General features: G+C 67.7%; 27 protein-coding genes. 18 read left to right on the top strand and 9 right to left on the bottom strand.

Annotated features, from left to right (window positions below; translation table 11 throughout):
* Positions 1-4: 4 nt before the first annotated feature.
* The 3 genes from fabB to PI990_RS20585 all read right to left on the bottom strand — a co-directional run bounded on the left by fabB (position 5) and on the right by PI990_RS20585 (position 3,887).
* Positions 5-1,222, bottom strand: coding sequence for a beta-ketoacyl-ACP synthase I (gene fabB / locus PI990_RS20595; RefSeq protein WP_021220692.1), 1,218 nt, complete (start codon positions 1,220-1,222; stop codon positions 5-7).
* Positions 1,223-1,233: 11 nt separating this feature from the next.
* Positions 1,234-1,749 (bottom strand): 3-hydroxyacyl-[acyl-carrier-protein] dehydratase FabA, encoded by a 516-nt coding sequence (gene fabA, locus PI990_RS20590; RefSeq protein WP_021220691.1) that lies wholly within the window; start codon positions 1,747-1,749, stop codon positions 1,234-1,236.
* A gap of 209 nt (positions 1,750-1,958) precedes the next feature.
* Positions 1,959-3,887, bottom strand: a complete 1,929-nt coding sequence (locus PI990_RS20585) for an ATP-binding protein (RefSeq protein WP_021220690.1) — start codon at positions 3,885-3,887, stop codon at positions 1,959-1,961.
* Positions 3,888-4,207: 320 nt separating this feature from the next.
* On the opposite strand from PI990_RS20585, the gene PI990_RS20580 reads away from it, so the two are divergent.
* The 13 genes from PI990_RS20580 (at position 4,208) to PI990_RS20520 (ending at position 16,106) form a co-directional block, all read left to right on the top strand.
* On the top strand, positions 4,208-5,230 hold the full coding sequence (locus PI990_RS20580; RefSeq protein ID WP_043246165.1) for an NAD(P)H-dependent glycerol-3-phosphate dehydrogenase: 1,023 nt from the start codon (positions 4,208-4,210) through the stop codon (positions 5,228-5,230).
* A gap of 30 nt (positions 5,231-5,260) precedes the next feature.
* Entirely contained in the window at positions 5,261-5,608 is a 348-nt protein-coding gene (locus tag PI990_RS20575; RefSeq protein ID WP_021220688.1) for a DUF4389 domain-containing protein, read from the top strand.
* A complete protein-coding gene (gene sixA / locus PI990_RS20570) occupies positions 5,605-6,069 on the top strand; it encodes a phosphohistidine phosphatase SixA (protein ID WP_021220687.1) in 465 nt (154 codons plus the stop codon). The genes PI990_RS20575 and sixA overlap by 4 nt, the downstream gene beginning before the upstream one ends.
* Positions 6,070-6,092: 23 nt before the next feature.
* Positions 6,093-6,527, top strand: a complete 435-nt coding sequence (locus tag PI990_RS20565; protein ID WP_271658302.1) for a hypothetical protein — start codon at positions 6,093-6,095, stop codon at positions 6,525-6,527.
* Positions 6,528-6,903: 376 nt separating this feature from the next.
* Positions 6,904-8,571, top strand: coding sequence for an AMP-binding protein (locus tag PI990_RS20560; protein ID WP_271658301.1), 1,668 nt, complete (start codon positions 6,904-6,906; stop codon positions 8,569-8,571).
* Positions 8,572-8,626: 55 nt separating this feature from the next.
* Complete coding sequence (locus tag PI990_RS20555; RefSeq protein ID WP_021220684.1) at positions 8,627-9,070, top strand: hotdog fold thioesterase; 444 nt, start codon at positions 8,627-8,629, stop codon at positions 9,068-9,070.
* A gap of 61 nt (positions 9,071-9,131) precedes the next feature.
* Positions 9,132-9,941 carry an AraC family transcriptional regulator gene (locus PI990_RS20550; RefSeq protein WP_271658300.1) on the top strand — a complete coding sequence of 270 codons (810 nt, stop codon included), beginning with the start codon at positions 9,132-9,134 and terminating at the stop codon, positions 9,939-9,941.
* Positions 9,942-10,050: 109 nt separating this feature from the next.
* On the top strand, positions 10,051-10,860 hold the full coding sequence (locus tag PI990_RS20545) for an alpha/beta fold hydrolase (RefSeq protein WP_184490847.1): 810 nt from the start codon (positions 10,051-10,053) through the stop codon (positions 10,858-10,860).
* Positions 10,857-11,720 (top strand): alpha/beta hydrolase, encoded by an 864-nt coding sequence (locus tag PI990_RS20540; RefSeq protein WP_021220681.1) that lies wholly within the window; start codon positions 10,857-10,859, stop codon positions 11,718-11,720. Before PI990_RS20545 ends, PI990_RS20540 begins: the two co-directional genes overlap by 4 nt.
* Before the next feature lie 50 nt (positions 11,721-11,770).
* Positions 11,771-12,433, top strand: a complete 663-nt coding sequence (locus tag PI990_RS20535; RefSeq protein ID WP_271658299.1) for a glutathione S-transferase family protein — start codon at positions 11,771-11,773, stop codon at positions 12,431-12,433.
* Positions 12,434-12,435: 2 nt separating this feature from the next.
* Entirely contained in the window at positions 12,436-13,260 is an 825-nt protein-coding gene (locus PI990_RS20530; protein WP_431482199.1) for a DUF4892 domain-containing protein, read from the top strand.
* 75 nt (positions 13,261-13,335) lie between these two features.
* Positions 13,336-14,409, top strand: coding sequence for an AI-2E family transporter (locus PI990_RS20525; RefSeq protein WP_021220678.1), 1,074 nt, complete (start codon positions 13,336-13,338; stop codon positions 14,407-14,409).
* Between the two features lie 164 nt (positions 14,410-14,573).
* Positions 14,574-16,106 (top strand): YdgA family protein, encoded by a 1,533-nt coding sequence (locus PI990_RS20520; RefSeq protein WP_271658297.1) that lies wholly within the window; start codon positions 14,574-14,576, stop codon positions 16,104-16,106.
* A gap of 322 nt (positions 16,107-16,428) precedes the next feature.
* Here PI990_RS20520 and PI990_RS20515 read toward each other — a convergent pair whose 3' ends face one another.
* The 3 genes from PI990_RS20515 to PI990_RS20505 form a co-directional block, all read right to left on the bottom strand.
* Positions 16,429-17,220 carry an EF-hand domain-containing protein gene (locus PI990_RS20515; protein ID WP_271658296.1) on the bottom strand — a complete coding sequence of 264 codons (792 nt, stop codon included), beginning with the start codon at positions 17,218-17,220 and terminating at the stop codon, positions 16,429-16,431.
* Between the two features lie 113 nt (positions 17,221-17,333).
* Positions 17,334-18,368 (bottom strand): ATP-binding protein, encoded by a 1,035-nt coding sequence (locus PI990_RS20510; protein WP_271661332.1) that lies wholly within the window; start codon positions 18,366-18,368, stop codon positions 17,334-17,336.
* Positions 18,365-19,129, bottom strand: coding sequence for a response regulator (locus PI990_RS20505; protein WP_431482196.1), 765 nt, complete (start codon positions 19,127-19,129; stop codon positions 18,365-18,367). The genes PI990_RS20510 and PI990_RS20505 overlap by 4 nt, the downstream gene beginning before the upstream one ends.
* Before the next feature lie 307 nt (positions 19,130-19,436).
* Between PI990_RS20505 and PI990_RS20500 the strand changes: the two genes are divergently transcribed.
* Entirely contained in the window at positions 19,437-20,177 is a 741-nt protein-coding gene (locus PI990_RS20500) for a ZIP family metal transporter (RefSeq protein WP_184490855.1), read from the top strand.
* Positions 20,178-20,259: 82 nt separating this feature from the next.
* Positions 20,260-20,958: an orotidine-5'-phosphate decarboxylase gene (pyrF, locus tag PI990_RS20495; protein ID WP_271658295.1), complete on the top strand. Its 699-nt coding sequence runs from the start codon at positions 20,260-20,262 to the stop codon at positions 20,956-20,958.
* 129 nt (positions 20,959-21,087) lie between these two features.
* On the opposite strand, the gene PI990_RS20490 is transcribed toward pyrF, so the two are convergent.
* Positions 21,088-22,092 carry an NADP-dependent oxidoreductase gene (locus PI990_RS20490; RefSeq protein WP_021220671.1) on the bottom strand — a complete coding sequence of 335 codons (1,005 nt, stop codon included), beginning with the start codon at positions 22,090-22,092 and terminating at the stop codon, positions 21,088-21,090.
* Between the two features lie 228 nt (positions 22,093-22,320).
* On the opposite strand from PI990_RS20490, the gene PI990_RS20485 reads away from it, so the two are divergent.
* Together PI990_RS20485 and PI990_RS20480 are read left to right on the top strand one after the other, a co-directional pair.
* Positions 22,321-23,085, top strand: coding sequence for an SDR family oxidoreductase (locus PI990_RS20485; RefSeq protein WP_021220670.1), 765 nt, complete (start codon positions 22,321-22,323; stop codon positions 23,083-23,085).
* Positions 23,086-23,226: 141 nt separating this feature from the next.
* Entirely contained in the window at positions 23,227-24,111 is an 885-nt protein-coding gene (locus tag PI990_RS20480) for a bile acid:sodium symporter family protein (RefSeq protein WP_271658294.1), read from the top strand.
* A 251-nt stretch (positions 24,112-24,362) separates the two neighbouring features.
* Here the strand turns inward: PI990_RS20480 and PI990_RS20475 are convergent, their stop codons facing one another.
* On the bottom strand, positions 24,363-25,574 hold the full coding sequence (locus PI990_RS20475; RefSeq protein WP_021222683.1) for a benzoate/H(+) symporter BenE family transporter: 1,212 nt from the start codon (positions 25,572-25,574) through the stop codon (positions 24,363-24,365).
* On the bottom strand, positions 25,574-26,185 hold the full coding sequence (locus PI990_RS20470; protein ID WP_271658293.1) for a LysE family translocator: 612 nt from the start codon (positions 26,183-26,185) through the stop codon (positions 25,574-25,576). The genes PI990_RS20475 and PI990_RS20470 overlap by 1 nt, the downstream gene beginning before the upstream one ends.
* A 154-nt stretch (positions 26,186-26,339) precedes the next feature.
* Here PI990_RS20470 and PI990_RS20465 point away from each other — a divergent pair, with 154 nt between their 5' ends.
* Positions 26,340-26,972, top strand: a complete 633-nt coding sequence (locus tag PI990_RS20465; protein WP_271658292.1) for a hypothetical protein — start codon at positions 26,340-26,342, stop codon at positions 26,970-26,972.

Genomic DNA, 26,972 nt, shown 5'->3' with positions numbered 1-26,972 from the left:
GGCGTCAGGCCGAGAAGCGCTTGAGCACCAGGGTGGCGTTGGTGCCGCCGAAGCCGAAGCTGTTGGACATGATGGTGTCCAGCTTGGCGTTCTCGCGGGTCTCGCGCAGGATCGGCAGGTCGGCCACTTCCGGGTCCAGCTCGTCGATGTTGGCGGAGCCGGCGATGAAGTTGCCTTCCATCATCAGCAGGCAGTAGATCGCCTCGTGCACGCCGGCGGCGCCCAGGCTGTGACCGGACAGGCTCTTGGTGGAGCTGATGGCCGGGGCCTTGTCGCCGAACACTTCACGCACGCCGCGGATTTCGGCGACGTCGCCGACCGGGGTGGAGGTGCCGTGGGTGTTCAGGTAGTCGATCGGGGTGTCGACGGTGGAGAGCGCCTGCTGCATGCAGCGGATCGCGCCTTCGCCGCTCGGCGCGACCATGTCGTAGCCGTCGGAGGTGGCGCCGTAGCCGACGATTTCCGCGTAGATCTTGGCGCCGCGGGCGAGGGCGTGTTCCAGCTCCTCGACCACCACCATGCCGCCGCCGCCGGCGATGACGAAACCGTCACGCTTGGCGTCGTAGGCGCGGGAGGCCTTCTCGGGGGTGTCGTTGTACTGGGTGGAGAGGGCGCCCATGGCGTCGAACAGGCAGCTCTGGCTCCAATGCTCTTCTTCACCGCCGCCGGCGAAGACCACGTCCTGCTTGCCGAGCTGGATCTGCTCCATGGCCTGGCCAATGCAGTGGGCGCTGGTGGCGCAGGCGGAGGAGATGGAGAAGTTCACGCCCTTGATCTGGAAGGGGGTGGCCAGGCAGGCGGATACGGTGCTGCCCATGGTGCGGGTCACACGGTATGGGCCGATGCGCTTGACGCCCTTCTCGCGCAGGGTGTCGATGGCTTCCATCTGGTTGACGGTGGACGCACCGCCCGAACCTGCGATGAGGCCGGTACGCGGGTTGGAGATCTGCTCGGGTTGCAGGCCCGAGTCCTTGATCGCCTGTTCCATCGCCAGGAAGGCGTAGGCGGCGGCGTCGCCCATGAAGCGGAAGATCTTGCGATCGATCAGCTCTTCGAGGTTCAGGTCGACCGAACCGGAAACGTGGCTGCGCAGGCCCATTTCGGCATAGGACGGGTTGTGGCGGATGCCGGCCCGGCCTGCACGCAGGTTGGAAGAAACGGTTTCCTTGTCATTGCCCAGGCAGGAAACGATGCCCAGGCCGGTGATCACGACGCGACGCATGCGGATAACCCTTAAAAGCTGTCAGTGGAAGTGAACAGGCCGACGCGAAGGCCTTCGGCGCTGTAGATTTCGCGGCCATCGACGCTGACGGTGCCGTCGGCGATGCCGAGGATCAGCGAGCGGCTGATGGTGCGTTTGATCTGGATGTTGTAGGTGATCTTTTTCGCCGTGGGCAGGATCTGGCCGAAGAATTTCACTTCGCCCGAACCCAGGGCACGGCCGCGGCCGGGGTTGCCCTGCCAGCCGAGGTAGAAGCCGACCAGTTGCCACATGGCGTCCAGGCCCAGGCAGCCCGGCATCACCGGATCGCCTTCGAAATGGCAGGCGAAGAACCACAGGTCCGGGTTGATGTCGAGCTCGGCGACGATTTCGCCCTTGCCGTACTTCCCGCCGGTTTCGCTGATATGGACGATGCGATCGATCATCAACATGTTGGGGGCGGGCAGTTGCGCATTACCGGGGCCGAACAGCTCACCGCGACTGCAGCGCAGCAGATCTTCCCGGGAATAGGCGTTTTGTTTTGTCATGCGAGCTCCTCAATGGTCCCCGTACGCAGGGCTTGGCATTACGTCCACACCGCCGCGCGCACAGGCGTCGAATCGGCAGACTAGTCATAGACTGTTGCGTTGCGGTGAAAGTCACAGAGTACAGTCGTTCACTTGAATCAGGGACGCTTGCGCCTTTGCCCTGGCGCTTTTGTGACGCAAGCCTGCCGCACTTTAGCACTGTTGCCCACTCACCGAAGGTCGGGGGGGCAATCCGTCGCGCCGCCCAGCCAGCGCTGCAGGACGCGCTGCAGGTCGGCCCGTTTGAAGGGCTTGGCCAGGTAGTCGTTCATGCCGGCTTCCAGGCAGGCTTCGCGGTCGCCCTGCAGGGCGTTGGCGGTGAGGGCGATGATCGGCGTGCGGGCGCCACCATTCATCTTGCGAATCTGTCGGGTGGCTTCGTAGCCGTCGAGCACCGGCAGGCGGCAGTCCATGAGGATCGCCGAGAAGTGTTGTCGCGAGGCGCTCTGCACCGCCTGGGCGCCGTCGCCCACCAGGCTGACGCGGTAGCCGAGGCTGCGCAGCATGGCTTCGATCACCGTCTGGTTGACCGGGTTGTCTTCCACCAGCAGCACCTGCTGGCCCGCGCCGTTGCTGGCTTCGTTGCCGTTGCCCTGGCTGGCGCGGTGCTCCTGCTGGCGGAACGGCAGGGGGATTTCCAGGGTGAAGATCGAGCCCCGCCCTTCCAGGCTCTCGGCGCGCAGGGTGCCGCCCATGCGCTCGGCCAGGGTGCGGGCGATGGGCAGGCCCAGTCCGGTGCCGCCGTAGCGCCGGGAGATGGAGCTGTCGGCCTGCTGGAAGGCGTCGAACATGTGCTCCAGGCGTTCCGGCGGGATGCCGATGCCGCTGTCGTGCACGGCGCAGGTGAGCCAGAGCACCTCGTCGTCCAGCGGCTGCCATTGGGTGAGCACGCGGATGCCACCGTCCTCGGTGAATTTCAGCGCGTTGCCCACCAGGTTGACCAGGATCTGGCGGATGCGCGTCGGGTCGCCTTGCACCTCGATTTGCTCCAGGCCTTCCTGGGTCTCCAGGGTCAGCGCCAGGCCGCGCTGCGAGGCGCTGTGCTGGAACACCTGCACCGAGCCCTGCACCAGCTCCAGCAGGTTGAAGGAGATGCGCTCCAACTCCAGGGCGCCGCGCTCGATGCGGGAGAAGTCGAGGATGTCGTTGATCACCTTGAGCAGGTGCTCGGTGGACTCGGCGGCCAGGGCGGCGTATTCGGCCTGCTCCTGGTTCAGTTCCGTTGTTTCAAGAAGTTGCAGCATGCCCAGCACGCCGTTCATGGGCGTGCGCAGCTCGTGGCTCATCATCGCCAGGAAGTCGGATTTCGCGCGGTTGGCCTGCTCGGCCTCTTCGCGGGCGGTGATCAGTTGGTCGATGGCCTGCTGCTGCTCGCGGCTGGCCTTGTCCAGGCCGCTGGCGAGGTTATTGATGTGCCGGGCCAGGTCGCCCAGCTCGCCTTCGTCCACCACCGGCAGGCTGGCCTGGTAGTTGCCGCCCTGGATGGCCTCCACCGCTTCGCCCATGGCGCTGATGGGCTGCGACAGGCGGGTGGCCAGGCGCCGCGCCAACAGGAAGGTGAGCACCAGGGCGAAGAGGGCGAGCACCGTGGCCTTGAGGAGGATTTCCTGCTGGCGGCTGCTGAACGCATCGTTGGACATGCCCACCACCACGCGGCCCAGGTAGCCGCTGGCGAGCTTGCCGTTGCTGCGTTCGCTGTGGAACAGGGTTTCGCTGTCCAGCTTCATCTGCTGCATGCGGATGGGCGCGTGGAACACCTCCACCTGGGGCCCGGCGCGATCCAGGCTGCCGGGCTGCTCGACATACACGAGGATGTTGTCCTCGCGGTCGCGCACTTCGAGGAAGCGCACGTGGGGGGTGTCCAGGGTGGCCTTGAGCAGGCCTTCGAGTACCGGCAGGTTGCCGGCGATCACGCCGTATTCGGCGGCCGGCGCCAATTGGTTGGCGATCAGCTGGCCGGTGTGGTTCAGCTCCTGGCGCAGGTCCTGGAGGCGGGCGAAGGTGAAGAAGCCGGTGAGCAGCAGCGTCAGCAGCAGGGCCGGGCCCAGGCTGATCAGCTGGGTACGGGTGTGGATGTCCCAGCCGCGGCGCAGGCTCATCGGCAGCTCCCGGCACGGGCGCTGGCGGTGGAGCGGGGGAGAGCTGGGCGGCGGATCATCCGTGTGCCTCGTGACAGGCTCGTCCATGGAAAAGGTGATGGCATGGTGAAACTCTAGCTGGGCCTGCGCTCTGGTCGAATGGCATCCGTCGCGGCGGGTGTGGCACCTCGTTCGTCCGCTGCGGTCATAGAGGGCTGGATTGTCGTGCCTGGATTCGGACTTGACCAGTGGCAGATGGCGAGTTTGAGACTGGCTGGTCGCTCGGCCCTCCGTATAATGCGCGCAACCCGCCATCCCCGATGGCTCTACATGGACTGGTTATGACTCAACAGCAATCGATCGCGGTGCTGGGCGGCGGCAGCTTCGGCACCGCCATCGCCAACCTCCTGGGCGAGAACGGCAAGAGCGTGCAGCAGTGGATGCGCGACCCGGAGCAGGCCGAGGCGATCCGCGCCAACCGCGAGAACCCGCGCTACCTCAAGGGGGTGAAGATCCACCCCGGCGTCGAGCCCACCACCGACCTGGATGCGGTGCTCGCCAGCTGCGAGCTGATCTTCGTCGCCATCCCCTCCAGCGCGCTGCGCAAGGTGCTCGAGCCGGTGGCCGGCCAGCTGAAGGGCCGCATGCTGGTCAGCCTGACCAAGGGCATTGAGGCGCAGAGCTTCCTGCTGATGAGCCAGATACTCGAAGACATCGCCCCCGAGGCGCGCATCGGCGTGCTGTCCGGCCCCAACCTGGCCCGCGAAGTGGCCGACCACGCGCTGACCGCCACCGTGGTCGCCAGCGAGGACGCCGAGCTGTGCCAGCAGGTGCAGGCCGCGCTGCACGGCAAGACCTTCCGCGTCTATGCCAGTGCCGACCGCTTCGGCGTCGAGCTGGGCGGCGCGCTGAAGAACGTCTACGCCATCATCGCCGGCATGGCCGCCGCGCTGGGCATGGGCGAGAACACCAAGAGCATGCTGATCACCCGCGCCCTGGCGGAAATGACCCGCTTCGCGGTGAAGCTCGGCGCCAACCCCATGACCTTCCTCGGCCTGGCCGGCGTCGGCGACCTGATCGTCACCTGCTCCTCGCCCAAGAGCCGCAACTACCAGGTCGGCCATGCCCTGGGCGAAGGCCTGAGCCTGGAAGACGCCGTCGCCCGCCTCGGCGAGGTGGCCGAGGGCGTCAACACCCTCAAGGTGCTCAAGGCGCGTGCCGAAGAGCTGCAGGTGTACATGCCGCTGGTCGCGGGCCTGCATGCCATTCTTTTCGAGGGGCGTACGCTGGCCCAGGTGATCGAAGCGCTGATGCGCGCCGAGCCGAAGACCGATGTCGACTTCATTCCCACCAGCGGCTTCTGAGCCCTGCCGATCAAGGACAAGGAGATTCCCATGAGTGAAGAGCGCGAAGACCTGCAGCGCGAGTCCATCCTGCTGCGCGTGCTGTGGATGCTGATCTTCGTCGTCGTCTGGCAACTGGCCGAGATCGTCCTCGGCGTGGTGGTCCTGGCGCAGCTTGGCTACCGCGCCTTCTATGGCGCACCCAATGGCGGCCTGATGGGCTTCGGCGACAGCCTCAGCCAGTACCTGATGCAGATCGGCCGCTTCGGCACCTTCAACACCGAAGAGAAGCCCTGGCCCTTCGCCGATTGGCCCGCACCACGCGCGCCGGAAGGCGAGGCCGCTCACTCGGTGCCGCCGGCGCCGCACCCGGTACGAGACGAAGAGCCCAAGCTGTGAGGCTGTGGCTGCTGCGCCACGGTGAGGCCGAGCCCCGCGCCGCCACGGATGCCGAACGCCCGCTGACCCGCAATGGCCGCCAGGAAGTGCTGCATGCCGCCGCACGCCTGGCCGGCCGGCCGCTGCAGCGGATCATCGCCAGCCCCTACCTGCGTGCCCAGCAGACCGCCGAACTGGTGCGCGAGGCGCTGGATTTCCAGGGCGCGATCATCACGCTGCCCTGGCTGACGCCCGAAAGCGACCCGCGCGAAGCCCTCGCACAGTTGGCCGAGCGGGAGGAGGGCGAGCTGCTCCTGGTGACCCACAACCCCTTCGTCGGTGAACTCGCCGGCCTGCTGCTCCACGGCCATCGCCAGCAGCCGCTGCCCATGGGCACCGCCAGCCTCGCCGAGCTGGAGGGCGACATGGCCCTGGCGGGGCTGATGGAGCTGCGCTCCCTGCACCACGCCCACCGGATCTGACCACGCCCTCAAGGACGACCCCCATGCTCAGACGCATCACCCTCCGCGCCCTGCTGGCGCTGGTACCCCTGTTCACCGGTTCCGCCGTGCAGGCGGCGGACCATCCGGATGCTTCCTTCTTCATCGGCAACTACTGGATCGTCGGCCGCGACATCGACACCGGCAAGCCCTACACCGGCGAGCTGGACATCTACCAGGACGAGGGCGAACTGTCCCTGGCCTGGACCGTGGGCGAGGAAAGCTGGACCGGCAAGGCGCACTTCGAGGATTCCGAGTTGGTGGACGGCGCCTCGGGGCTGCGCATCGACTTCAAGCGCAACGGCCAGGAGTACCAGGGCACCATGCTCTGGCGCACCGACTGGGATAACTACGCACGGGTCTCCGGCTACATCTACCGGCCTGGCCAGCAGACCGACAAACCCGGACTGGAAGCCTGGTTCATCGCCCCCTCGAACTGATCCCGGCTACGGCTGGACGGGCGCGTCGCCATGATTCGTAGGATGGGTAGAGGTACGAAACCCATGCTGTAGGGGTCATGGGTATGTGTTCGATGTGGGCGCTCATACCGGGCGTGCTCGAACGCCCCTGCAACCGCGAGGTGACGTGTTTCCTTCCGCGAAACACGTCACTGCGCCGCCTCGATCGGGCCGACGCAATCTCCGCACAACCATCGATTTTCTTCTATTTTCCCGCTGAAACCCCCGCCCCAGAGCCTCTCGGAAGCTGTGTCCGAGCCCGATACATTTCTTAACTTGCGCCGCTCCGTACTGCGTGGAATATTCGCCCAAGCAAGTGCTTGGTTGTCCCCAGAAAAACAAAAAAGGAGGAGGCCCTGTGGCTGATGCAGTCCGTTTGCCGCTTGAGATGTTTTTCGAGCGAGAAGCACGTCATCCCAACAAACGCTACCTGGTCCAACCGCTGTCCGGCGGCAGGGTCGAGGAGCTGACCTGGGGTGATGTCGGCGACCAGGCGCGACGCGCCGCCAGTTGGCTGAGAGGGCGCGACCTGCCGCCCGGCAGCCGAATCGCCATCATTTCCAAGAATTGCGCCCACTGGATAGTCGCGGACCTGGCGATCTGGATGGCCGGGCACATCTCCGTTCCCCTCTACCCGAACCTCACCGCCGAGTCGGTGAACCAGGTGCTGGCCCACTCGGAAACGGCGCTGGCCTTCATCGGCAAGCTGGACGACTGGCCCGCCATGGCCGGTGGCATTCCCGAAGGCGTGGCCACCATCGCGCTGCCGATCCACCCCGAGGGTAACTTCAGCTACCACTGGAGCGAGCTGCAGGCGGAGTCGCCGATCCGCGACAACCCCAAGACCAGCGCCGATCAGCTGGCCACCATCATCTACACCTCCGGCACCACCGGTACGCCCAAGGGCGTGATGCAGACCTTCGGCAACTTCGCCTTCGCCGCCGGGCATGGCGTGCAGCTGTTCAAGACCAGCGAAGAAGACCGCCTGCTGTCCTACCTGCCGCTGTGCCACGTGGCCGAGCGCATGTTCGTCGAGATGGCTTCCCTCTATGCCGGGCAGACGGTGTTCTTCGCCGAAAGCCTGGATACCTTCCTCGAAGACCTCAAGCGTGCGCGGCCCACGGCCATCTTCGGCGTGCCGCGCATCTGGACCAAGTTCCAGATGGGCGTCTACGCGAAGATGCCGGCGCAGAAGCTCGAGCGCCTGCTCAAGCTGCCGATCATCGGCCGTATCGTCGGCCGCAAGGTGCTCGCCGGGCTCGGCCTGGATGCCGTGCGCGTGGCCCTGTGCGGTGCCGCGCCGGTGCCCGAGGCGCTGCTGCACTGGTACAAGCGCCTGGGCCTGGACGTGCTCGAGGTCTACGGCATGACCGAGAACTGTGGCTATTCCCACGTGTGCCGCCCCGGTGAGCAGATGACCGGCTGGATCGGTCGCAACAGCCCCGGCGTCGAAGTGCGCATCCATGACGATGGCGAAGTGCAGGTGCGCAGCGGCGCCACCATGCAGGGCTATTACAAGGATGCGGAGAAGACCGCCGAGACCATCACCCCCGACGGCTTCCTGCGCACCGGCGACAAGGGCGAGCAGGACGCCGCCGGCAACCTGCGCCTCACCGGTCGCATCAAGGAAATCTTCAAGACCAGCAAGGGCAAGTACGTGGCCCCGGCGCCCATCGAGAACCGCCTGGCGGTGCACACCCGCATCGAACAGGTGTGCGTGGTGGGCGATGGCCTGCCGCAACCGATGGCGCTGTGCGTGCTTTCCGATGTGGGTCGCCACGAGGCCGCCAACGGTACCCGCGCCGAGCTGGAGGGCAGCCTCCGCGAATTGCTCGAGCAGGTGAACGAGGCGCTCGACAAGCACGAGCGGTTGCTCGGCCTGGTGCTGGTGAAGGAGGTCTGGGCGGTCGACAACGGCTTCCTCACGCCTACCCTGAAGATCAAGCGCAGCGTGGTGGAGGGCACCTACGGCTCGCGCTTCCCCGAATGGATCGAGCGCCGCCAGGCGGTGCTCTGGCACGAGTGACCCCTGACCGCCGGGTGCCCTGGCCGCCCCGGCGGCAAACTTCCAAGGAGCCGACATGAGCCTGTGGCGCCAGACCCCTGACCTCGAAAAACTCAACGCCTCCCAGCAGGGCACCATCGGTGGCCTGCTGGACATCCGCTTCGAAGCCTTCGACGACGAATCCATCACCGCCAGCATGGTGGTCGACAGCCGCACCCACCAGCCCTATGGCCTGCTTCACGGCGGCGCCTCGGTGGTGCTGGCCGAGAGCCTCGGCTCCACCGCCAGCTTTCTCTGCATCGACACCAGCCGCTTCTACTGCGTGGGCCTGGAGGTCAACGCCAACCACCTGCGCGGCTTGCGCAGCGGCCGCGTCACCGCCGTCGCCCGCCCGGTGCACCTGGGCCGTACCACCCACGTCTGGGACATCCGCCTCAGCGGCGACGACGGCAAGCCCAGCTGCATCTCGCGCCTGACCATGGCCATCGTCCCCCTGGGCGAGCAGCCGCCGAAGGGGTGAGTGGGGGGCGGCTGCAATTTCATCCAAGCCGAGCACCCGTTCCGCACGGTAGAGTGGCGCCATGGAGCACACCAGCCACCTTCCCAGCGCGCTGCCCGGCGTCCGCCTGATCGACGCCGAGTACCACGACTTCGCCTTTCCGCGGCATTTCCACCTGGAGTACCACGTGGGCCTGCTGCTGAGCGGGCAGCAGCGCTTCGTCAGTGGTGGCGAGCGCTGCCTGGCCGGGCGTGGCGATACCGTGCTGATGGCGCCGGAGCAGATCCACGACGGCGCCAGCCTGGGCGGGGAGGGCTACCGCATCCGCATCCTGGCCATCGAACCGGATTGGCTGGACGCCGCCAGCCGCAGCCTCAGCGATGGCCACCAGGGCGCACCGCGCCTGACCAGCAGCACCTTGCGCGAGCCGGTGCTGCAGCGGCACCTGCAGGCGGTGCATGCGGGGTTCTTCGGGGGCTCGGCCCTGGCCCTGGAAAGCGCTTTGTGGCCGGCCCTGGCCTGCCTGCTGGGGCAGGGCTCGACGCTGCGGGTGCGTGAGCCGGAGCGAGGGTTCGATGCACTGACCTGGCAACGCTTGCGCGAGTGGCTGGAGTCACGCCTGGAGTCGCCGCCGTCCCTGGAAGAGCTGGCGAGTTTCTGCGGCCTCAGCCCCTGGCAGGCGCTGCGGCGTTTCCGCCATCACTGCGGCCTGCCGCCCCAGCAATGGCTGACCCAGCTGCGCCTGGAACGGGCCCTGCCGCTGGTACTGCGCGGCACCCAGCCCCTGAGCCAGGTGGCGCTGCAGCTGGGCTTCTACGACCAGGCGCACTTCTCCCGGCTGTTCCGCCGCACCTACGGCCTGCCGCCCGCTCGCCTGCGCGCCGGGCACTGACGCACCCCGGCGGTGGCAATAGCGCCATCATCACTGGCAGTTACGGTCATTGCCGGCATCGCCGGGCTGCCGGAAAATCCCCGGCAGTCCCCAAACAGCCGGCACTGCCATGTCCCAGACGATTTTCTTCGCCCATGCCAACGGCTTCCCGTCGGCCACTTACGCCAAGCTGTTCGCGGCGCTGGGCCCGGACTTCCGCATCCAGCACCTGGAGCAGCACGGCCATGACCCGCGTTTCCCGGTCAACGACAACTGGGAAAACCTGGTGGACGAGCTCATCCACCACCTCGAAGCCCAGGGCGAGCCGGTGTTCGGCGTTGGCCACTCCCTCGGCGGCGTGCTGCACTACCACGCGGCCCTGCGCCGCCCGGACCTGTACCGCGGCGTGGCCATGCTCGATTCGCCGGTGCTGACCCTGGCCGACCGCATCGTCATCCGCGCGGCCAAGCGCTTCGGCTTCATCGACCGCATCACCCCGGCCGGGCGCACCCTGGGCCGGCGCGAGGAGTTCGCCGACCTCGACGAGGCGCGCCTGTACTTCTCCGGCAAATCGCTGTTCCGCCGCTTCGACCCGGATTGCCTGGACGCCTACGTGCGCCACGGCTTCACCGAAACAGGCAGCGGCCTGCGGCTGAAGTTCGACCCCGCCACCGAGATCAGCATCTACCGCAGCGTGCCCCACAGCAGCCCGGGCCGCCCGCAGCAGCTCGCCGTACCTCTGGCGGTGGTGCGCGGGCGCCACAGCCGCGTGGTGCTGCCCCACCATGCGCGCCTGGTGAAACGCGTGCCCAAGGGCGAATACCTGTCCCTGCCCGGCGGCCACATGTTCCCCCTGGAGCGCCCGCAGGACACCGCCGAACTGCTGAAGAACCTCTTCAACCGCTGGCAGGGCCAGCGCACCGACCGGGAGCCCGCATGAGCGCGCACGTCGAGGAAATCCGCCTGAACCTGCCCCATGTCGAGCTGGCGGCACACATCTTCGGGCCCGAGGACGGCCAGCCGGTGCTGGCTCTGCACGGCTGGCTGGACAACGCCATGACCTACGCGCGCCTGGCGCCGAAGCTCCAGGGGCTGCGCATCGTCGCCCTGGATTTCGCCGGCCATGGCCATTCCGGGCACTACCCGCCGGGCTCCAGCTACCAGCTGTGGGAATACGCCGAGGACGTGCTGCTGGTGGCCGAGCAACTGGGCTGGGAGCGTTTCTCGCTGATGGGCCACTCCCTGGGCGCCATCGTCTCGGTGCTGGTGGCCGGCTCCCTGCCCGAGCGCATCGAGCGCCTGGCGCTGATCGACGGCTTGATCCCCTATACCGGCGAAGCCGACGGCGCGCCCAAGCGCCTGGGCGATGCGCTCAAGGCACGGCTGGCGCTGCGCGATAAGCGCAAGCCGGTGTACGCCGATGTCGAGCGCGGCGTGGAAGCACGTATGAAGGGTGTGGTGGCGGTCAGCCGCGAGGCCGCCGAACTGCTCGCCGGGCGCGGCCTGATGCCGGTGCCGGGTGGCTACACCTGGCGCACCGACATGCGCCTGACCCTGCCGTCGCTGATGCGCCTGACCTTCGCCCACGCCACCGAGTTCGTCCGCGCGGTGCGCTGCCCCACGTCCCTGGTGCTGGCGGAGGAGGGGCAGATCCGTGCCGAGCCGCGTATCGCCGAGCTGCTCCAGGGTCTAGGCTTCGAGGTGCATCACAAACCCGGTGGCCATCACCTGCACCTCAATGATGAAAACGGCGCCCAGGCCGTAGCAGACTGTTTCAATAGCTTCTTCGCCTCGCCTTGACTTGATCGGGGCAACCGGGAAGGCTGGGCGCCTTCCCAAGGAGAGCCCGGATGATCGACCTCTACACCGCTGCCACGCCCAACGGGCACAAGGTCTCCATCGCCCTCGAAGAACTGGGCCTGCCCTACAGGGCGCATGGCCTCTCGTTCGAGCGCAAGGAACAGAAGGCGCCATCCTTCCTCGAGATCAACCCCAACGGCCGCATCCCGGCCATCGTCGACCGCGATAACGGCGACTTCGCGGTGTTCGAATCCGGCGCCATCCTCGTTTACCTGGCCGAAAAAACCGGCCAACTGCTGCCCGGCGACGCCAAGGGCCGCTCCGTGGCCATGCAATGGCTGATGTTCCAGATGGGCGGGGTCGGGCCGATGCAGGGCCAGGCCAACGTCTTTTACCGCTATTTCCCGGAAACCCTGCAACCGGCCATCGACCGCTACCAGCACGAGACCCGCCGCCTGTACGAGGTGCTCGACTCGCGCCTGGCGCTGGTGGAGTACCTGGCGGGCGACTACGGCATCGCCGATATCGCCACCTTCCCCTGGGTGCGCCTGCACGATTGGGCCGGTGTGTCGGTGGAGGGGCTCACCCACCTGCAACGCTGGCTCGCGGCCATCGAGGCCCGCCCGGCGGTTCAGCGCGGCCTGCAGGTACCCAAGCGCCAGGAGTCCGCCGACACGGTGGTCAAGACCGGCCAGTCCATGTTGATTCGCTAAGGATGCGCATGCGCTCTCTCATCGTTACCGGCCTGCTGTTGGCCGCGTCCCTGCAGGTGGCTGCCGCCCACGCCGCCGACCTGCCCGACAGCCACGACCTCAGCGCCTTGCCGCGCTTCCCCCACGCCGAGATCGTCGACTTCAAGGAAGCCGCCGACCAGGAACGCATCTACCCCCAGGGCTCGATCCGGCGCATCAGCAACCAGCTGCGCTTCGAACAGAAGATCGACGCCCAGGGCCGGCAGACGTCGGTCACCTACCTGCTGCCCAGCGGCCACAGCTCGGGCGAGGCCTTCGACGGCGCACGCACCGCCCTGCTCGACAAGGGCGCGGTGCCGCTCTACTGGTGCCAGGGCCGTGATTGCGGCTCCAGCAGCCTGTGGGCCAACTCGGTGTTCGGCAACGCGCGCCTCTACGGCCCGGACGAACAGCAGGCCTACCTGCTGGTGCGCCTGGCCGAGCCGCAGCAGGACAGCCTGCTGGCGCTCTACGCCATCACCCGGGGCAACCGCCGCGCCTACCTGCATGCCGAGCAACTGGACGCCGCCACACCGCTGGGCGAAATCCTGCCCACACCCGCCACCCTGATGCGCGAGCTGAAGACCAGCGGCGAGCTGCACCTGACCGGCCTGCCGGCAGCGCCGACCCCCGCTTGGGCGACGCTGCTGGCACGCAGCCTCAACCTCGACAGCACCCTGCGCGCGAGCCTCTCCGGCGAGGGCGCCGAAGCCTGGAGGCAGGCCCTGGTGGAGCAGGGCGTGCGCGCCGCGCGCCTGGAACTGGGGGATGCGGCCAACGACGGCCTGCACCTGGAGTGGCTGCGCTGAGGCACAGCGTCCATGCTTGCTTGACGTGGCGCCCGATGGCGCCACGTTTGCGTTTTTCCACGGAGTGTTTTGTTCATGCTGAATAACGATCGCCTGTTGGTGCAGATACTCCTGCTCGCCTTGCTGGGGGCCTGTATCTGGGTGCTGGCGCCGTTCTGGTCGGCGTTGTTCTGGGCCGCCGTGCTGGCCTTCGCCAGCTGGCCGCTGATGCGCCTGCTCACCCGCGGGTTGGACGGGCGCGTGTCCCTGGCCGCCGCCGTGCTCACCGCCGGCTGGATGCTGCTGGTGGCGGTGCCCCTGGTGTGGATGGGCTTCAACCTTGCCGACCACATCCGCGATGCCAACGAACTGGTGAAGAACGTCCAGGTGGAAGGCCTGCCGCAGCCGCCGGAATGGCTGGCCGAGATGCCCCTGGTGGGCGACCGCCTGGTGGCCCTGTGGCAGCGTGTGGACGCCCAGGGCGCGGCCTTCTTCACCAGCCTCAAACCCTACATGGGCCAGGCCGGCAACTGGATCCTGGCGCGCAGCGCCCAGCTCGGCGGCGGCATGCTGGAGCTGGCCCTGAGCCTGGTGCTGGTGTTCTTCTTCTACCGCGACGGCCCGCGCATGGCGCTGTTCGCCGAGCGCGCCCTGGAACGCCTGATCGGCGACCGCGCCCCGCACTACCTGGAGCTGGTGGCCGGCACCGTGCAGCGGGTGGTCAACGGCGTGATCGGCACCGCCGCCGCCCAGGGCCTGCTGGCGCTGATCGGCTTCTGGATCGCCGGTGTGCCGGGGGCGCTGGTGCTGGGCCTGGTCACCTTCGCCCTGAGCCTGATCCCCATGGGCCCGCCGCTGGTGTGGGTGCCCGCCACCGCCTGGCTGTTCTGGCACGGCGAGTACGGCTACGGCGTGTTCCTGGCGATCTGGGGCTTCTTCATCATCAGCGGCGTGGACAACGTGCTGAAGCCCTACCTCATCAGCCGGGGCGGCAACCTGCCGCTGGTGGTGGTGCTGCTCGGCGTGTTCGGTGGCATCCTCGCCTTCGGCTTCATGGGGCTGTTCCTCGGCCCGACCCTGCTGGCGGTGGCCTACAGCCTGATTTCCGACTGGATCGGCCGGCCCCTGCCCGAGTCGACCGACAAGCCCCGGGAGCCGGACCCCAGCTAAACCACGACTGGCCAGCAGAACCGCAATCTGGGGGCTCTGCTGGCTTGGAAGCGCAGTGGCACGGTGATAGCCTTTTCGCCGCATTTTTCCGCGCCGCTTTGCATCGGCTCCGCTTGCGGATGCAGGGAAGCAACAATTCACACGGATATTCCGCGAGTCGAACCATGAGCAAAACCGCAAAGATCGCCCTGGGCGCAGTCGTCGCCATCGCCGCCGTTTCCGGCGCCGGTGCCTGGTACACCGGCACCCAGCTGCCCGCCGTGCTGGACACCTCCATCAAGGAAGCCAACGCGCAACTGAAGCAGTCCGCGCCGGCCTTCGGCACCTCCGCCACCCTGGAACTGGTCTCCCTTGAGCAGGGCGTGTTCACCAGCACCGCGCACTACCGCGTGCACGTCGGTGGGGAAGGCGAGGGCGCGGAGCTGTTGTTCGTCGACAAGATCGAGCACGGCCCCTTCCCGCTGTCGCGCCTCAAGGCCTTCAAGCTGGCGCCGGTGATGGCCGCCAGCAACTACGCCCTGGAATCCAGCCCCAGCGTCGAGAAGTGGTTCGCCGCCAGCAAGGGCGCCTCGCCCCTGGTCGGTGACGTCAGCATCGGCTACGACCGCTCCATGAGCGGCAGCCTGACCCTGCTGCCCCTGGACATGCAGATGGAGGACGAGTCCCACCTGAGCTTCTCCGGGCTGAACCTGGAAGTGCGCAGCGATGCCGGCGGCAACCGCGTCGCCGCCATCGGCACCATGGACAGCCTCAAGGTCGACGCCGTTTCCGAACAGGGCGAGCCGGTGCACGTGCTGTTCCAGGGCCTGTCCCTGGCCAGCGACCAGAGCCGCGCCGCCAGTGGCCTGTACGTGGGCAAGAGCGACTTCAGCCTGAAGACCGCCAACGTCGCCATCGGCGAAAACCCGGCCGTGGTGCTCGCCGACCTGGCCCAGCGCCAGGACACCCGCGAGAACGGCAGCAACATCGAAGGCAGCCTGACCCTGGACGCCGGCAGCATCAGCTACGCCGACAAGCCCATCGGCAGCGCGCAGATGGTCTGGACCATGAAGAGCCTCGACTCGGTGGCGCTGAAGTCCCTGGCGGACTTCTACGGCGCGCTGTACCAGCAGGTCGGCCAGGTTGGCCAGGCCGGCGAGTCGACCCTCGAGGACCTGACCGAAGCCCAGCAGGAGCAGGCCAAGGCCGACCTCATCAAGCTGCTGGAAGGCAAGCCGCAGTTCGCCCTCGAGCGCCTGAGCCTGAAGACCGCCAATGGCGAGAGCCGCTTCAGCCTGGCCATGCAACTGGCCAAGCCGGCGTCCTTCGACCTGCCGCCGGACCAGATCGCCCGTGAAGCCATCACCAGCCTCGACCTGGACCTGAGCCTGTCCAAACCGATGATCAGCGATCTGGTCAGCGTGCAGGCCGTGCTTCAGGGCCAGGACGACCAGGAAGCCATCGCCCAGCAGGCCTCCATGACCACCGAGATGGCCAGCGGCATGCTCCTGTCCACCCAGCTCGTGGCCCTGGAAGGCAACGACATCCGCGCCCGCCTGCACTACGCCGACGGCCAGGTGGACTTCAACGGCAAGAAGATGACGGTCGAGGAATTCGCCGGCCTGGTCATGGCCAGCGCCGGTGGCCTGGGCGGCGCCATGGGCGGCGAGCAGCCGGCCTTCCCGGACGAAGAAACCCCGATGCCGATCGAGGAATAACCCTCCCTCGGTATTCCCAGAGGGCCGGCCGCCACCAGGCGCCGGCCCTTTTTCATGGGTGGAATACCGCCCCGTAGGATGGCGTAGCGCGCAGCGAAACCCATCGATTCGAATGCATCAGCCACACCGCGAGTGTCGGCCAACACAGCATGGGTTTCGCACGGCTCTACCCATCCTACGAACTCCGTGGAACCACTTCCGTAGGATGGTGTAGAGCGCAGCGAAACCCATCGATTCGAAGCCACCATCGGGCTGATCGCCGAAACAAAAAACCGGCCGCTACGCACTCACGCAGCGGCCGGTTTCTTTTCGCGGGACGGGCTCAGGCGGCGATGCTGAGCTGGCTGCCGACGCGGGCCTCGTAGGTGCCGGCGCTGCTTTCGTACTGCTTGAGCAGGGCGGCGGCCAGGCGCGCGTAGACATCGTCGCTGCTGGCGCTGGTGCTGCTGGTGTCGCTTTGGCTGCCGCTCTGGCCGAACAGGCTGCTCAACTCGTCCTGGCTGATGCTGCCGTTGCCATCGGCATCCAGGGAGCTGAACAGCTCGTCGCTGTCGCCACCGAAGCCCGCACCCGGCGGCGGTGGAGGCGGCGGGGCGAGGGCGGCGGTTTCGTCGACGCTGAGGCTGCCGTCACCGTTGGCATCGAGGCTGGCGAACAGCTCGCTGCTGTCGATGCCGCTGTCGTCGCCCAGGGCGCTGGTCAGCTCGCTCTGGTCGATGGCGCCATTGCCGTCGGCATCCAGTTCGGCGAACAGGTCCTCGGGGTTTGGGCCGCCGCGAGGGGGCGGTGGGGGCGGGGTGAGGGCGGCGGTTTCGTCGAGGTCGATGGAGCCGTCGCTGTTGGCATCCAGCTGGGCGAACAACTCGTCGATATCGATGGTGATGCCGCTGTCGCTTTCCTTGGCGTTGGCCAGCGCGGTGCTCAGTTCGTCCTTGGCGACGCTGCCGTCGCCGTTGCTGTCCAGCAGGCTGAACAGCTTCTCCTGCAGTTTCGATTGCCCCGAAGCGCAGCCGCCACTGCTGCTACTGCTGCTGGCGGTGCTTTTCGAGGAGAGCGCCGAGCTGTAGCTGCTGTAACTGCTATAGCCCGAGTAACCACTGACGCCACTGATCATGGGAGTCACTCCTGTGCGTGATGGCAAGGCCGGAGTGGGTTCTCCGGTTCTCGCAGGTTCAGGCGCAAGCGTGTCGGGGGTTTATGCGCTTTGTATCAGCGTGGAGACGGGGCTCAGGCGCGGGGGATGCTCAGGGTGGCCAGCAGGCCGCCGCCGGGGTTTTCGCCCAGCACCAGGTCGCCGCCCTGGCGCCGGGCGGCTTCGCGGGCGATGGTCAGGCCCAGGCCGACGCCGCCGGAGCTGCGGTTGCGCGAGCCTTCGAGGCGGAAGAACGGCTCGAACACCGCTTCGCGTTGTTCGGCGGCGATGCCGGGGCCACGGTCGCTGACGTGGATGCGCACCTCGGTGGGGCCGTCTTTGAGGCGGACCCGCGCATGGCCGGCGTAGCGCAGGGCGTTTTCTACCAGGTTGCTGACGCAGGAGCGCAGCGCCATGGGTTGGGCCCGCAGCGGCGCGCATTGGCCTTCCGCACGCACATCGGCGCCACGGTCCTGGGCGTCTTCGGCCATGGATTCCACCAGGGCCTGGAGATCGAACAGCTGCAGCGCTTCGTCGGCGCGCTGCTGGTGCAGGTAGCTGAGGGTGGCGTCGAGCATGGCGACCATTTCCCCCAGGTCCTGGTCCATGCGGCTGCGCAGCTGGGCATCCGGCACCTGCTCCACGCGCAGCTTGACCCGGGCGATGGGGGTGCGCAGGTCGTGGGAGACGGCGGCAAGCATGCGGCTGCGCTGGGCCACCTGCTCGCGGATGCGCTGCTGCATCAGGTTGAAGGCGTGGGCGGCCTGGCGCACCTCGCGCGGGCCGCGTTCATCCAGGGGCGGGGCCTGGAGGTTTTCGCTGAGGCGGTCGGCGGCGCTGGCCAGGCGCTGGATGGGCCGCGACAGCACGCGGGCGCCGTACCAGGCGGCGACGATCAGGGTCAGCAGCTGGAAGGTCAGCGGCACCAGGGGGCCACCGAACAGCGGGCGCGGGGGCGGCGGCTGGCCGGGGCGCGGGCCATCGGTGGCATGGGGCGGGCCGGGCTGGGGCTGCGGCGGCGGGTTGCCGTATTGCTGGAACCAGAGGAAGGCCAGCAGGTGGGCGAGGACGATGGCGGCCAGGAAGATGCCGAACAGGCGTGCGAACAGCGTGTCGGCCTGGCGCATCAGCCAATCTCCCTCGCGTCGAACAGGTAGCCCTCGCCGCGTACGGTCTTGATCAGACGTGGGGATTTGGGGTCATCGCCGAGCTTCTGCCGCAGGCGCGAGACGAGCAGGTCGATGCTGCGGTCGAAGGCTTCGATGGAGCGGCCCCGGGCGGCGTCGAGCAACTGCTCGCGGCTGAGCACCCGGCGCGGGCGTTCGAGGAACACCCAGAGCAGGCGGAACTCGGCGTTGGACAGCGGCACCACCAGGCCTTCGGGGGATTGCAGCTGGCGCAGCACGCCGTTCAGGCGCCAGGCATCGAAGCGGATGCTGGCGCGCTGGTCGGCCCGCAGGCCTTCGCGGTCGTCGCGCACGCGGCGCAGAATGGTCTGGATGCGCGCCACCAGCTCACGGGGCTCGAAGGGCTTGGCCATGTAGTCGTCGGCGCCCAGTTCCAGGCCAATGATGCGGTCGGTGGGCTCGCAACGGGCGGTGAGCATGAGGATCGGGATATCGGACTCGCCGCGCAGCCAGCGGCACAGAGAGAGGCCGTCTTCGCCGGGCAGCATCAGGTCCAGCACCACCACGTCGAAGGGGGCGCTGGCCAGTGCCTCGCGCATCGCCTCGCCATCGTCGACGCCCACGGCCTCGATATTGAAGCGGGCGAGGTAGTCGCAGAGCAGGTCGCGGATCGGCACGTCATCGTCCACCAGCAGGGCGCGGGTGTTCCAGCGGCGGTTGTCGGCGGGGGCGGGGGCTTGGTTGTGCATGGGTGTTCTTGCCATCTGGCGGGTTCACCGGGCCGGTGGACCACTGTGCTTCGCGTCTGGCGGCGGGGCGTCGAGCGGCGGGCCGTCGGCATCCATCGGGCGCATGCTACTCCGCCGTCCTGCTGCCGGCCATTGCGGCGAGAGGCTCGCCCATGGCGGTGTCGCCAGCGTGTCGGCTTTGTATCGGGCTCGATACAAAGGCGCGGCGTTCATCTCGGAAAGGGCGCTCGCGACCCGGGGAAGGGCCATGGCTGCTTTCCCGGGCTGGATGGGTTACTTATGTCGCGCCGCGCTCGGATGCGCTTCCCCCACAGGAGTTGTCATGCAGATTTCCACCACCCTGCTCGCCGGTTTCTGGGGCTGGCTGGCCGCCAGCAGCCTGTTGCTCGGTGCCGCCATCGGCTTCTGGGTGTCGTTGCCCAAGGCGGTCACCGCCTCGGTGATGGCCTATGGCAGCGGGGTGCTGATCGCCGCGCTGTGCTTCGGGCAGATTCCCGAGGCCGAGCGCCTCGGCGGGCTGGGGCCGACCCTGGCGGGCATGCTCGCCGGTGGCGCGCTGTTCGTCCTCGCCAGCCAGCTGCTGGACCGCTGGGAGGCGCATCATCGCCAGCGCAGCGGCGGCGTGGGCTCCATGGTGGCGCTGCTGATCGCCGTGGGTGCCTTCCTCGATGGCATTCCCGAGTCCCTGGGGCTCGGCCTGGGGCTGCTGGATGGCGGCCAGGTGAGCCTGCTGATGCTGGTGGCGATCTTCCTCTCCAACCTGCCGGAGGGTCTGGCCAGCGCCGCCGGGCTGCGCGAGGAGAAGCGCAGCGGCCTGTTCGTGTTCGGCCTGTGGGGTGTCATCGTGCTGCTCTCGGGCCTGGCGGCCATGGCCGGCCCGGGGCTGATGAGCGACCTGCCGCCGGCCTGGCTGGGCTTCGCCCTGGCGTTCTCCGCCGGTGCGGTGCTGTGCATGCTGGTGGACACGCTGATCCCCGAGGCCTTCGAAAGCACCCACGCCTGGACCGGGCTGATCACCCTGGCCGGCTTCATGACCGCCTTCGCCCTCGATCATCTGGCATGAGCGCGGGCGATCACCGGGGCAGCGGCGGGCGCGGGCTTCCGCTACAATGCGCGCCGTTTTCGACTTGCCAGAGAGCCCGCCCATGTCCGCCTGCCAGACGCCCATCATCGTCGCCCTCGATTTCCCCACCCGCGAAGCCGCGCTGAAGCTGGCCGACCAGCTGGACCCAAAGCTGTGCCGGGTGAAAGTGGGCAAGGAGCTGTTCACCAGCTGCGCATCGGACATCGTCACCACCCTGCGTGACCGCGGCTTCGAGGTGTTCCTCGACCTGAAATTCCACGACATCCCCAACACCACCGCGATGGCGGTGAAGGCGGCGGCGGAGATGGGCGTGTGGATGGTCAACGTGCACTGCTCCGGCGGCCTGCGCATGATGGCGGCCTGCCGCGAGATCCTGGAACAGTTCAACGGGCCCAAGCCGCTGCTGATCGGCGTGACCGTGCTCACCAGCATGGAGCGCGAGGACCTAGCCGGCATCGGCCTGGACATCGAGCCCCAGGAGCAGGTGCTGCGCCTGGCCGCCCTGGCGCAGAAGGCCGGTATGGACGGCCTGGTGTGCTCGGCCCAGGAAGCCACCGCACTGAAGGCGGCGCACCCGAGCCTGCAACTGGTCACCCCCGGCATCCGCCCGGCGGGCAGCGCCCAGGACGACCAGCGCCGCATCCTCACCCCGCGCCAGGCCCTGGACGCCGGCTCCGACTACCTGGTGATCGGCCGCCCCATCAGCCAGGCCGCCGACCCGGCCAAGGCCCTGGCCGCCGTGGTTGCCGAACTCGCCTGAGGCGCGATCGGCGCCCCCCGCGTGGTGTCGCGCGATGGTTGGTCGGGTTGCACCCGACCTACATGAGCCCCAAATGAAAATGGCCCGGACTGCACTGCAGCCCGGGCCATTTTTATTGGCGCGGAAGGGTTACTTGACCTTCAGCACCAGCTTGCCGAAGTTCTCGCCGCTGAACAGCTTGCCGAGGGTTTCCGGGAAGGTTTCCAGGCCTTCGACGATGTCTTCCTTGCTCTTCAGCTTGCCGGCGGCCATCCAGCCGCCCATTTCCTGGGCGGCGCTGGCGAAGTTGGCGGCGTGGTCCATGACCACGAAGCCTTCCATGCGCGCGCGGTTGACCAGCAGCGACAGGTAGTTGGCCGGGCCCTTCACCGCTTCCTTGTTGTTGTACTGGCTGATGGCGCCGCAGATGACGATGCGCGCGCGCGGGGCCAGGCGGGTGAGCACGGCGTCGAGGATGTCGCCGCCGACGTTGTCGAAGTACACGTCCACGCCTTTCGGGCACTCGCGCTTGAGGCCGGCGGCGACGTCTTCGTTCTTGTAGTCGATGGCGGCGTCGAAGCCGAGTTCGTCGATCAGGAAGCGGCACTTGTCGGCGCCACCGGCGATGCCGACCACGCGGCAGCCTTTGATCTTGGCGATCTGCCCGGCGATGCTGCCGACCGCGCCGGCGGCGCCGGAGAGCACCACGGTGTCACCGGCCTTGGGTGCACCGACGTCGAGCAGGGCGAAGTAGGCGGTCATGCCGGTCATGCCCAGGGCGGAGAGGTAGAGCGGCAGCGGTGCGCGGCTCGGGTCGACCTTGTAGAAGCCACGGGGCTCGCCGACGAAGTAGTCCTGCACGCCCAGGGCGCCGTTGACGTGGTCACCCACCGCGAAGTCCGGGTGGTTGGAGGCGATCACCTTGCCTACGCCCAGGGCGCGCATCACTTCGCCCAGGCCCACCGGCGGGATGTAGGACTTGGCGTCGTTCATCCAGCCGCGCATGGCTGGGTCGAGGGACAGGTAGAGGTTTTCCACGACTATCTGGTTCGGCCCGGGCTCGGCCACCGGCTTCTCGACATAAGAGAAGGTGTCGCGGGTGGCTGCGCCGACCGGACGCTTGGCGAGCAGGAACTGGCGGTTGAGCTGGGACATGGCAGGGCACTCCGAATAGGGAAACCACCGGTTTAGTCTGCACGGCGGTGGAGGGCAAGCTTAGTCGCGGCGAGGAATGTCCGGCCATGAATCGCAATGATCATTGCGGGGGTGCTTCATCAGCAGATTGGATGCAGCACCCACCACGGACCTGATGATGCTGACGCCGAGCCCCCTCCAGTGACTAGACTCCAGCCCGGTTCCCCCATTCCAACCGAGGTTGCATAGATGAGCATGACTTTCTCCGGCCAGGTCGCCCTGGTGACTGGCGCCGCCAATGGTATCGGCCGCGCGACCGCCCAGGCATTCGCCGCCGAAGGCCTGAAGGTGGTGGTGTCCGATGTCGACGCCGCCGGTGGCGAAGGCACTGTGCAACTGATCCGCGATGCCGGTGGCGACGCCACCTTCATCCGCTGCAACGTCACCGTCGATGCCGAGGTGAAGGCCCTGGTGGAAGGTACCGTCGCCGCCTATGGTCGCCTCGACTACGCCTTCAACAACGCCGGCATCGAGATCGAGAAGGGCAAGCTGGCCGAGGGGTCCGAGGCCGAGTTCGACGCCATCATGGGCGTCAACGTCAAGGGCGTCTGGCTGTGCATGAAGTACCAGATCCCGCAGATGCTGGCCCAGGGCAGCGCCGGCGCCATCGTCAACACCGCCTCCGTCGCCGGCCTCGGTGCGGCACCGAAGATGAGCATCTACGCCGCTTCCAAGCATGCGGTGATCGGCCTGACCAAATCGGCGGCCGTCGAGTACGCGAAGAAGAAGATCCGCGTCAACGCGGTGTGCCCGGCGGTGATCGACACCGACATGTTCCGTCGCGCCTACGAGGCCGACCCGAAGAAGGGCGAGTTCGCCGCCGCCATGCACCCGGTGGGGCGCATCGGCAAGGTCGAGGAGATCGCCGGCGCGGTGCTCTACCTGTGCAGCGACGCCGCGGGCTTCACCACCGGCCATTCCCTGGCCGTGGACGGTGGCGCCACCGCCATCTGACCCTCTACGCGGTCATGCAGAGGCGCCCTAGGGCGCCTTTTTGCATTCTGTTACAGGTCGGACCGGGGCTGGCCTGCGGGGCCACTATTCAGCCACGCGTCGCGTGCGCAGAATCCGCCAAGGTCCGACAAGGAGAACAACATGACCGCAAGCCCCCTGGTAACCGTCTTCCTGCCCCTGGCGCTGGGCATCATCATGCTCGGCCTCGGGCTGTCCCTGACCCTGGCGGACTTCGCCCGGGTGGTGAAATTCCCCAAACCGGTACTGATCGGCCTCGGCTGCCAGATCCTCCTGCTGCCGCTGGCCTGCTTCCTGCTCGCCAAGGGTTTCCAGCTGGAGGCGGCGCTGGCGGTGGGCATGATGCTGCTGGCGGCATCCCCCGGCGGCACCTCGGCCAACCTCTATAGCCACCTGGCCCACGGCGACGTGGCGCTGAACATCACCCTGACGGCGGTGAGTTCGGTGATCGCCATCCTCACCATGCCCTTCATCGTCAACCTGTCCCTGGCCCACTTCATGACCGGCGACCAGACCATCCCCCTGCAATTCGCCAAGGTAGTGCAGGTGTTCGCCATCGTCCTCGGCCCGGTGGCCATCGGCATGTTCCTGCGCAGCCGCTTCCCCGGCTTCGCCGCGCGCATGGAGACGCCGGTGAAGATCATCTCGGCGCTGTTCCTGCTGCTGATCATCGTGCTGGCGGTGGCCAAGGACTGGCGCACCTTCGTCGACTACGCCCCGGTGGTGGGCCTGGCGGCGCTGGCGTTCAACCTCATCAGCCTGGCGGTGGGCTACTTCGTGCCGCGCCTGTGCCGCCTCAGCCAACGCCAGGCGGTGGCCATCGGCATGGAGATCGGCATCCACAACGGCACCCTGGCCATCGCCCTGGCGCTGAGCCCGATGCTGCTGAACAACCCGACCATGGCCATCCCGGCGGCCATCTACAGCATCATCATGTTCTTCACCGCCGCCGCCTTCGGCTGGTGGGTCAACCGCGTGCACGGACGCGAGCTGGCGTCGGAGGCCTGAAGGTTGCGTGCCAGCGTCCCGGGCTGAAGCCCGGGCTACGGTGCTGGTCCGGGCTCCGCTGCGGTGGACCGGTGAAGCGTGGTCCACCCTACATTCCCAAGCGATGCCGGCCGGGGCATAGGAGACACCGTAGGTTGGGCCTCGCTGCGTTCGGCGCCAACCTACGAAGCTGATCGATGAGTAGGGTGGATGACGCTCTTTTCATCCACCGGCGGTGCCGGTCATTGCACCGATATCAAGCCGCCCGTGCTTCAGTTCTTGCCGGTATTCCAGTTGAGGATCACCAGGGTCAGCACCCCGGCCACCAGGCCCCAGAAGGCCGAGCCGATGGACAGCAGGCTCATGCCCGAGGCGGTGACCATGAAGGTGATCAGCGCCGCTTCGCGTTCCTTGGGTTCGTTCATCGCCACGGTGAGGCCGTTGCTGATGGAACCGAACAGCGCCAGGGCGGCCACCGAGAGCACCAGCTCCTTGGGGAAGGCGGCGAACAGGGCGGCGAGGGTGGCGGCGAAGGTGCCGGCGATGCCGTAGAAGATGCCGCACCAGACGGCGGCGGTGTAGCGCTTGTTGCGGTCTTCGTGGGCGTGGGGGCCGGTGCAGATGGCGGCGCTGATGGCCGCCAGGTTGATGCCGTGGGAGCCGAAGGGCGCCAGCAGCAGCGAGGCGAAGCCGGTGACCGAGATCAGTGGCGAGGCCGGCACCTGGTAGCCGTCGGCGCGCAGCACGGCGATGCCGGGGATGTTCTGCGAGGCCATGGCGACGATGAACAGCGGGATGCCGATGCTGATGATGGCGGTGAAGGAGAAGCTCGGCGTGGTCCATACCGGCTGCGCCAGGGCGAAGTCGAAGCCGCTGAAGTCCAGCAGCCCCAGCGCCGCCGACATGGCGCACCCCACCAGCAGCGCCACCAGCACCGCGTAGCGTGGCTGCAGGCGCTTGAGCAGCAGGTAGCTGAAGAACATCGCCAGCACCAGCGCGGTGCGATGCTGCGCGGCGACGAAGATCTCGCTGCCGATCTTGAACAGGATGCCCGCCAGCAGGGCGGCGGCCAGGGAGCCGGGCAGGCGGCGCATCAGGCGCTCGAAGCCGCCGGTGAGGCCGACCAGGGTGAGCAGCACGGCACAGACGATGAAGGCGCCGATGGCCTCGTTGTAGGAGACACCCGGCAGGCTGGTGATCAGCAGCGCCGCGCCGGGGGTCGACCAGGCCACGGTGATGGGCGTGCGGTAGCGCAGCGACAGGCCGATGCTGCAGGCCGCCATGCCGATGGACAGGGCCCAGATCCACGAGGAAATCTGCCCGGCGCTGAGCCCGGCGGCCTGGCCGGCCTGGAACATCAGCACCAGGGAGCTGGTGTAGCCGGTGAGCATGGCGATGAAGCCCGCCACCACCGCCGAGGGCGAGGAGTCGGCCAGCGGGCGCAGGCGGGGCAGGGCGGCGCTGGAGTCGGAAGCCTGGGTCATCAGACGGTTTCCTTGAAGTCGACGAGGATCGGATAGAGCGAGGCCACCAGCAGCAGGGCCATGCCGATATTGAAGGCACGCAGCACCCGTGGCGAGGATAGCCAGCGGCGCAGCAGGCTGCCGGCCACGGTCCAGAGCCCGACGCTGGGGCAGTTGATCAGGGCGAACAGCGCGGCGATCAGCAACGCATTGGTGACGAAGTTCTCCTGGGGGGTATAGGTGGTGATGGCGCCGATCGCCATGACCCAGGCTTTCGGGTTAACCCACTGGAAGGCCGCCGCCTGAAAGAAGGTGAAGGGCCGCGCGCCGCTGTCACGGCTGTCGGGGGCGCCGGAGCCGGCGATCTTCCACGCTAGGTAGAGGAGGTAGGCCGCGCCGAGGTAGCGCAGGGTGGTGTAGAGCACCGGCACCTGCTCGAAGACCTGGTGCAGGCCGAGGCCGACCGCGATCACCAGGACCATGAAGCCCAGGCTGATGCCGAGCATGTGCGGCAGGCTGCGGCGCACGCCGAAGTTCACCCCGGAGGCGAGCAGCATCATGTTGTTGGGGCCCGGCGTGACCGAGGTGACGAAGGCGAACAGGGCGAAGGCGAGCAGCAGTTCCAGGCTCATGGCGGGGCACTCTTTTGGGAATGCTGGAAGCCTACGGCGTGGCGCGTTGCCGCGCCCCGTACAGCGAAGCGCGCAAAAAGCGATACAGTCGCGTGACGAGCGTGGATACAGCCAGTACTGTTCCGGTTCTCAGTTTCCCCAGGAGCCCCGCCACATGGACGAAAACCCCTACGCCGCACCCCAGACTGATCTGGTGGGCGCACAAGCCCCTCACGAACTGCCGGACTGGAGCCCGGGGCTGCTCAACCTGCTGGGCTGGCTGTGCCTGATCTCGGCCCTGGGGTCGGTGGCGGTGCTGGTGTTCATCTTCCTCGGGGATTTCATCGGCATCCACAGCGCCTCGCTGGTCGCCGACTGGCTGGGCCTGGCGGTGATGCTGCTGGGCAGCTACCTGAGCCTGCGCCTGAAGGGCTTCGCCGAGGCGCGCTTCGCCGCCACCGGGCTGGCCTGGCCGACCTGGCTGGTGATCCTGGCGGGCGTGGTGTCCCAGGTGATGATGATGCTGGTGGACGACGCGGCCATGGCGCGCCTGGGCTGGCAGCTGGGGGCGTACCTGGGGCTGATGGTCGGCTATGGCGCCGTGGTCATCTGGCTGGCGGTGCGCCTGCTCAAGGTGCAGAACGTCTATCCGCCGTTCCGCGTCATGGCCTGGTTGCTGCTGGTGGGCGGGGTGATGATGGCGACGGTATTGCTGGTGCTGGTTTCCCTGCTGCCGCTGCTGGGCTCGTCCATCGCCATGGCGCTGGTGTTCTTCCGCGGCGCCAGGGACATGGCCGGGCAGGCCTGA

Origin of the sequence: Pseudomonas sp. TUM22785 (assembly GCF_028198105.1) — a bacterium.
Classification (GTDB): domain Bacteria; phylum Pseudomonadota; class Gammaproteobacteria; order Pseudomonadales; family Pseudomonadaceae; genus Metapseudomonas; species Metapseudomonas solani.
Note: the sequence above shows the minus strand (reverse complement) of the source record. Positions and strands in the feature narration are given on the sequence as shown.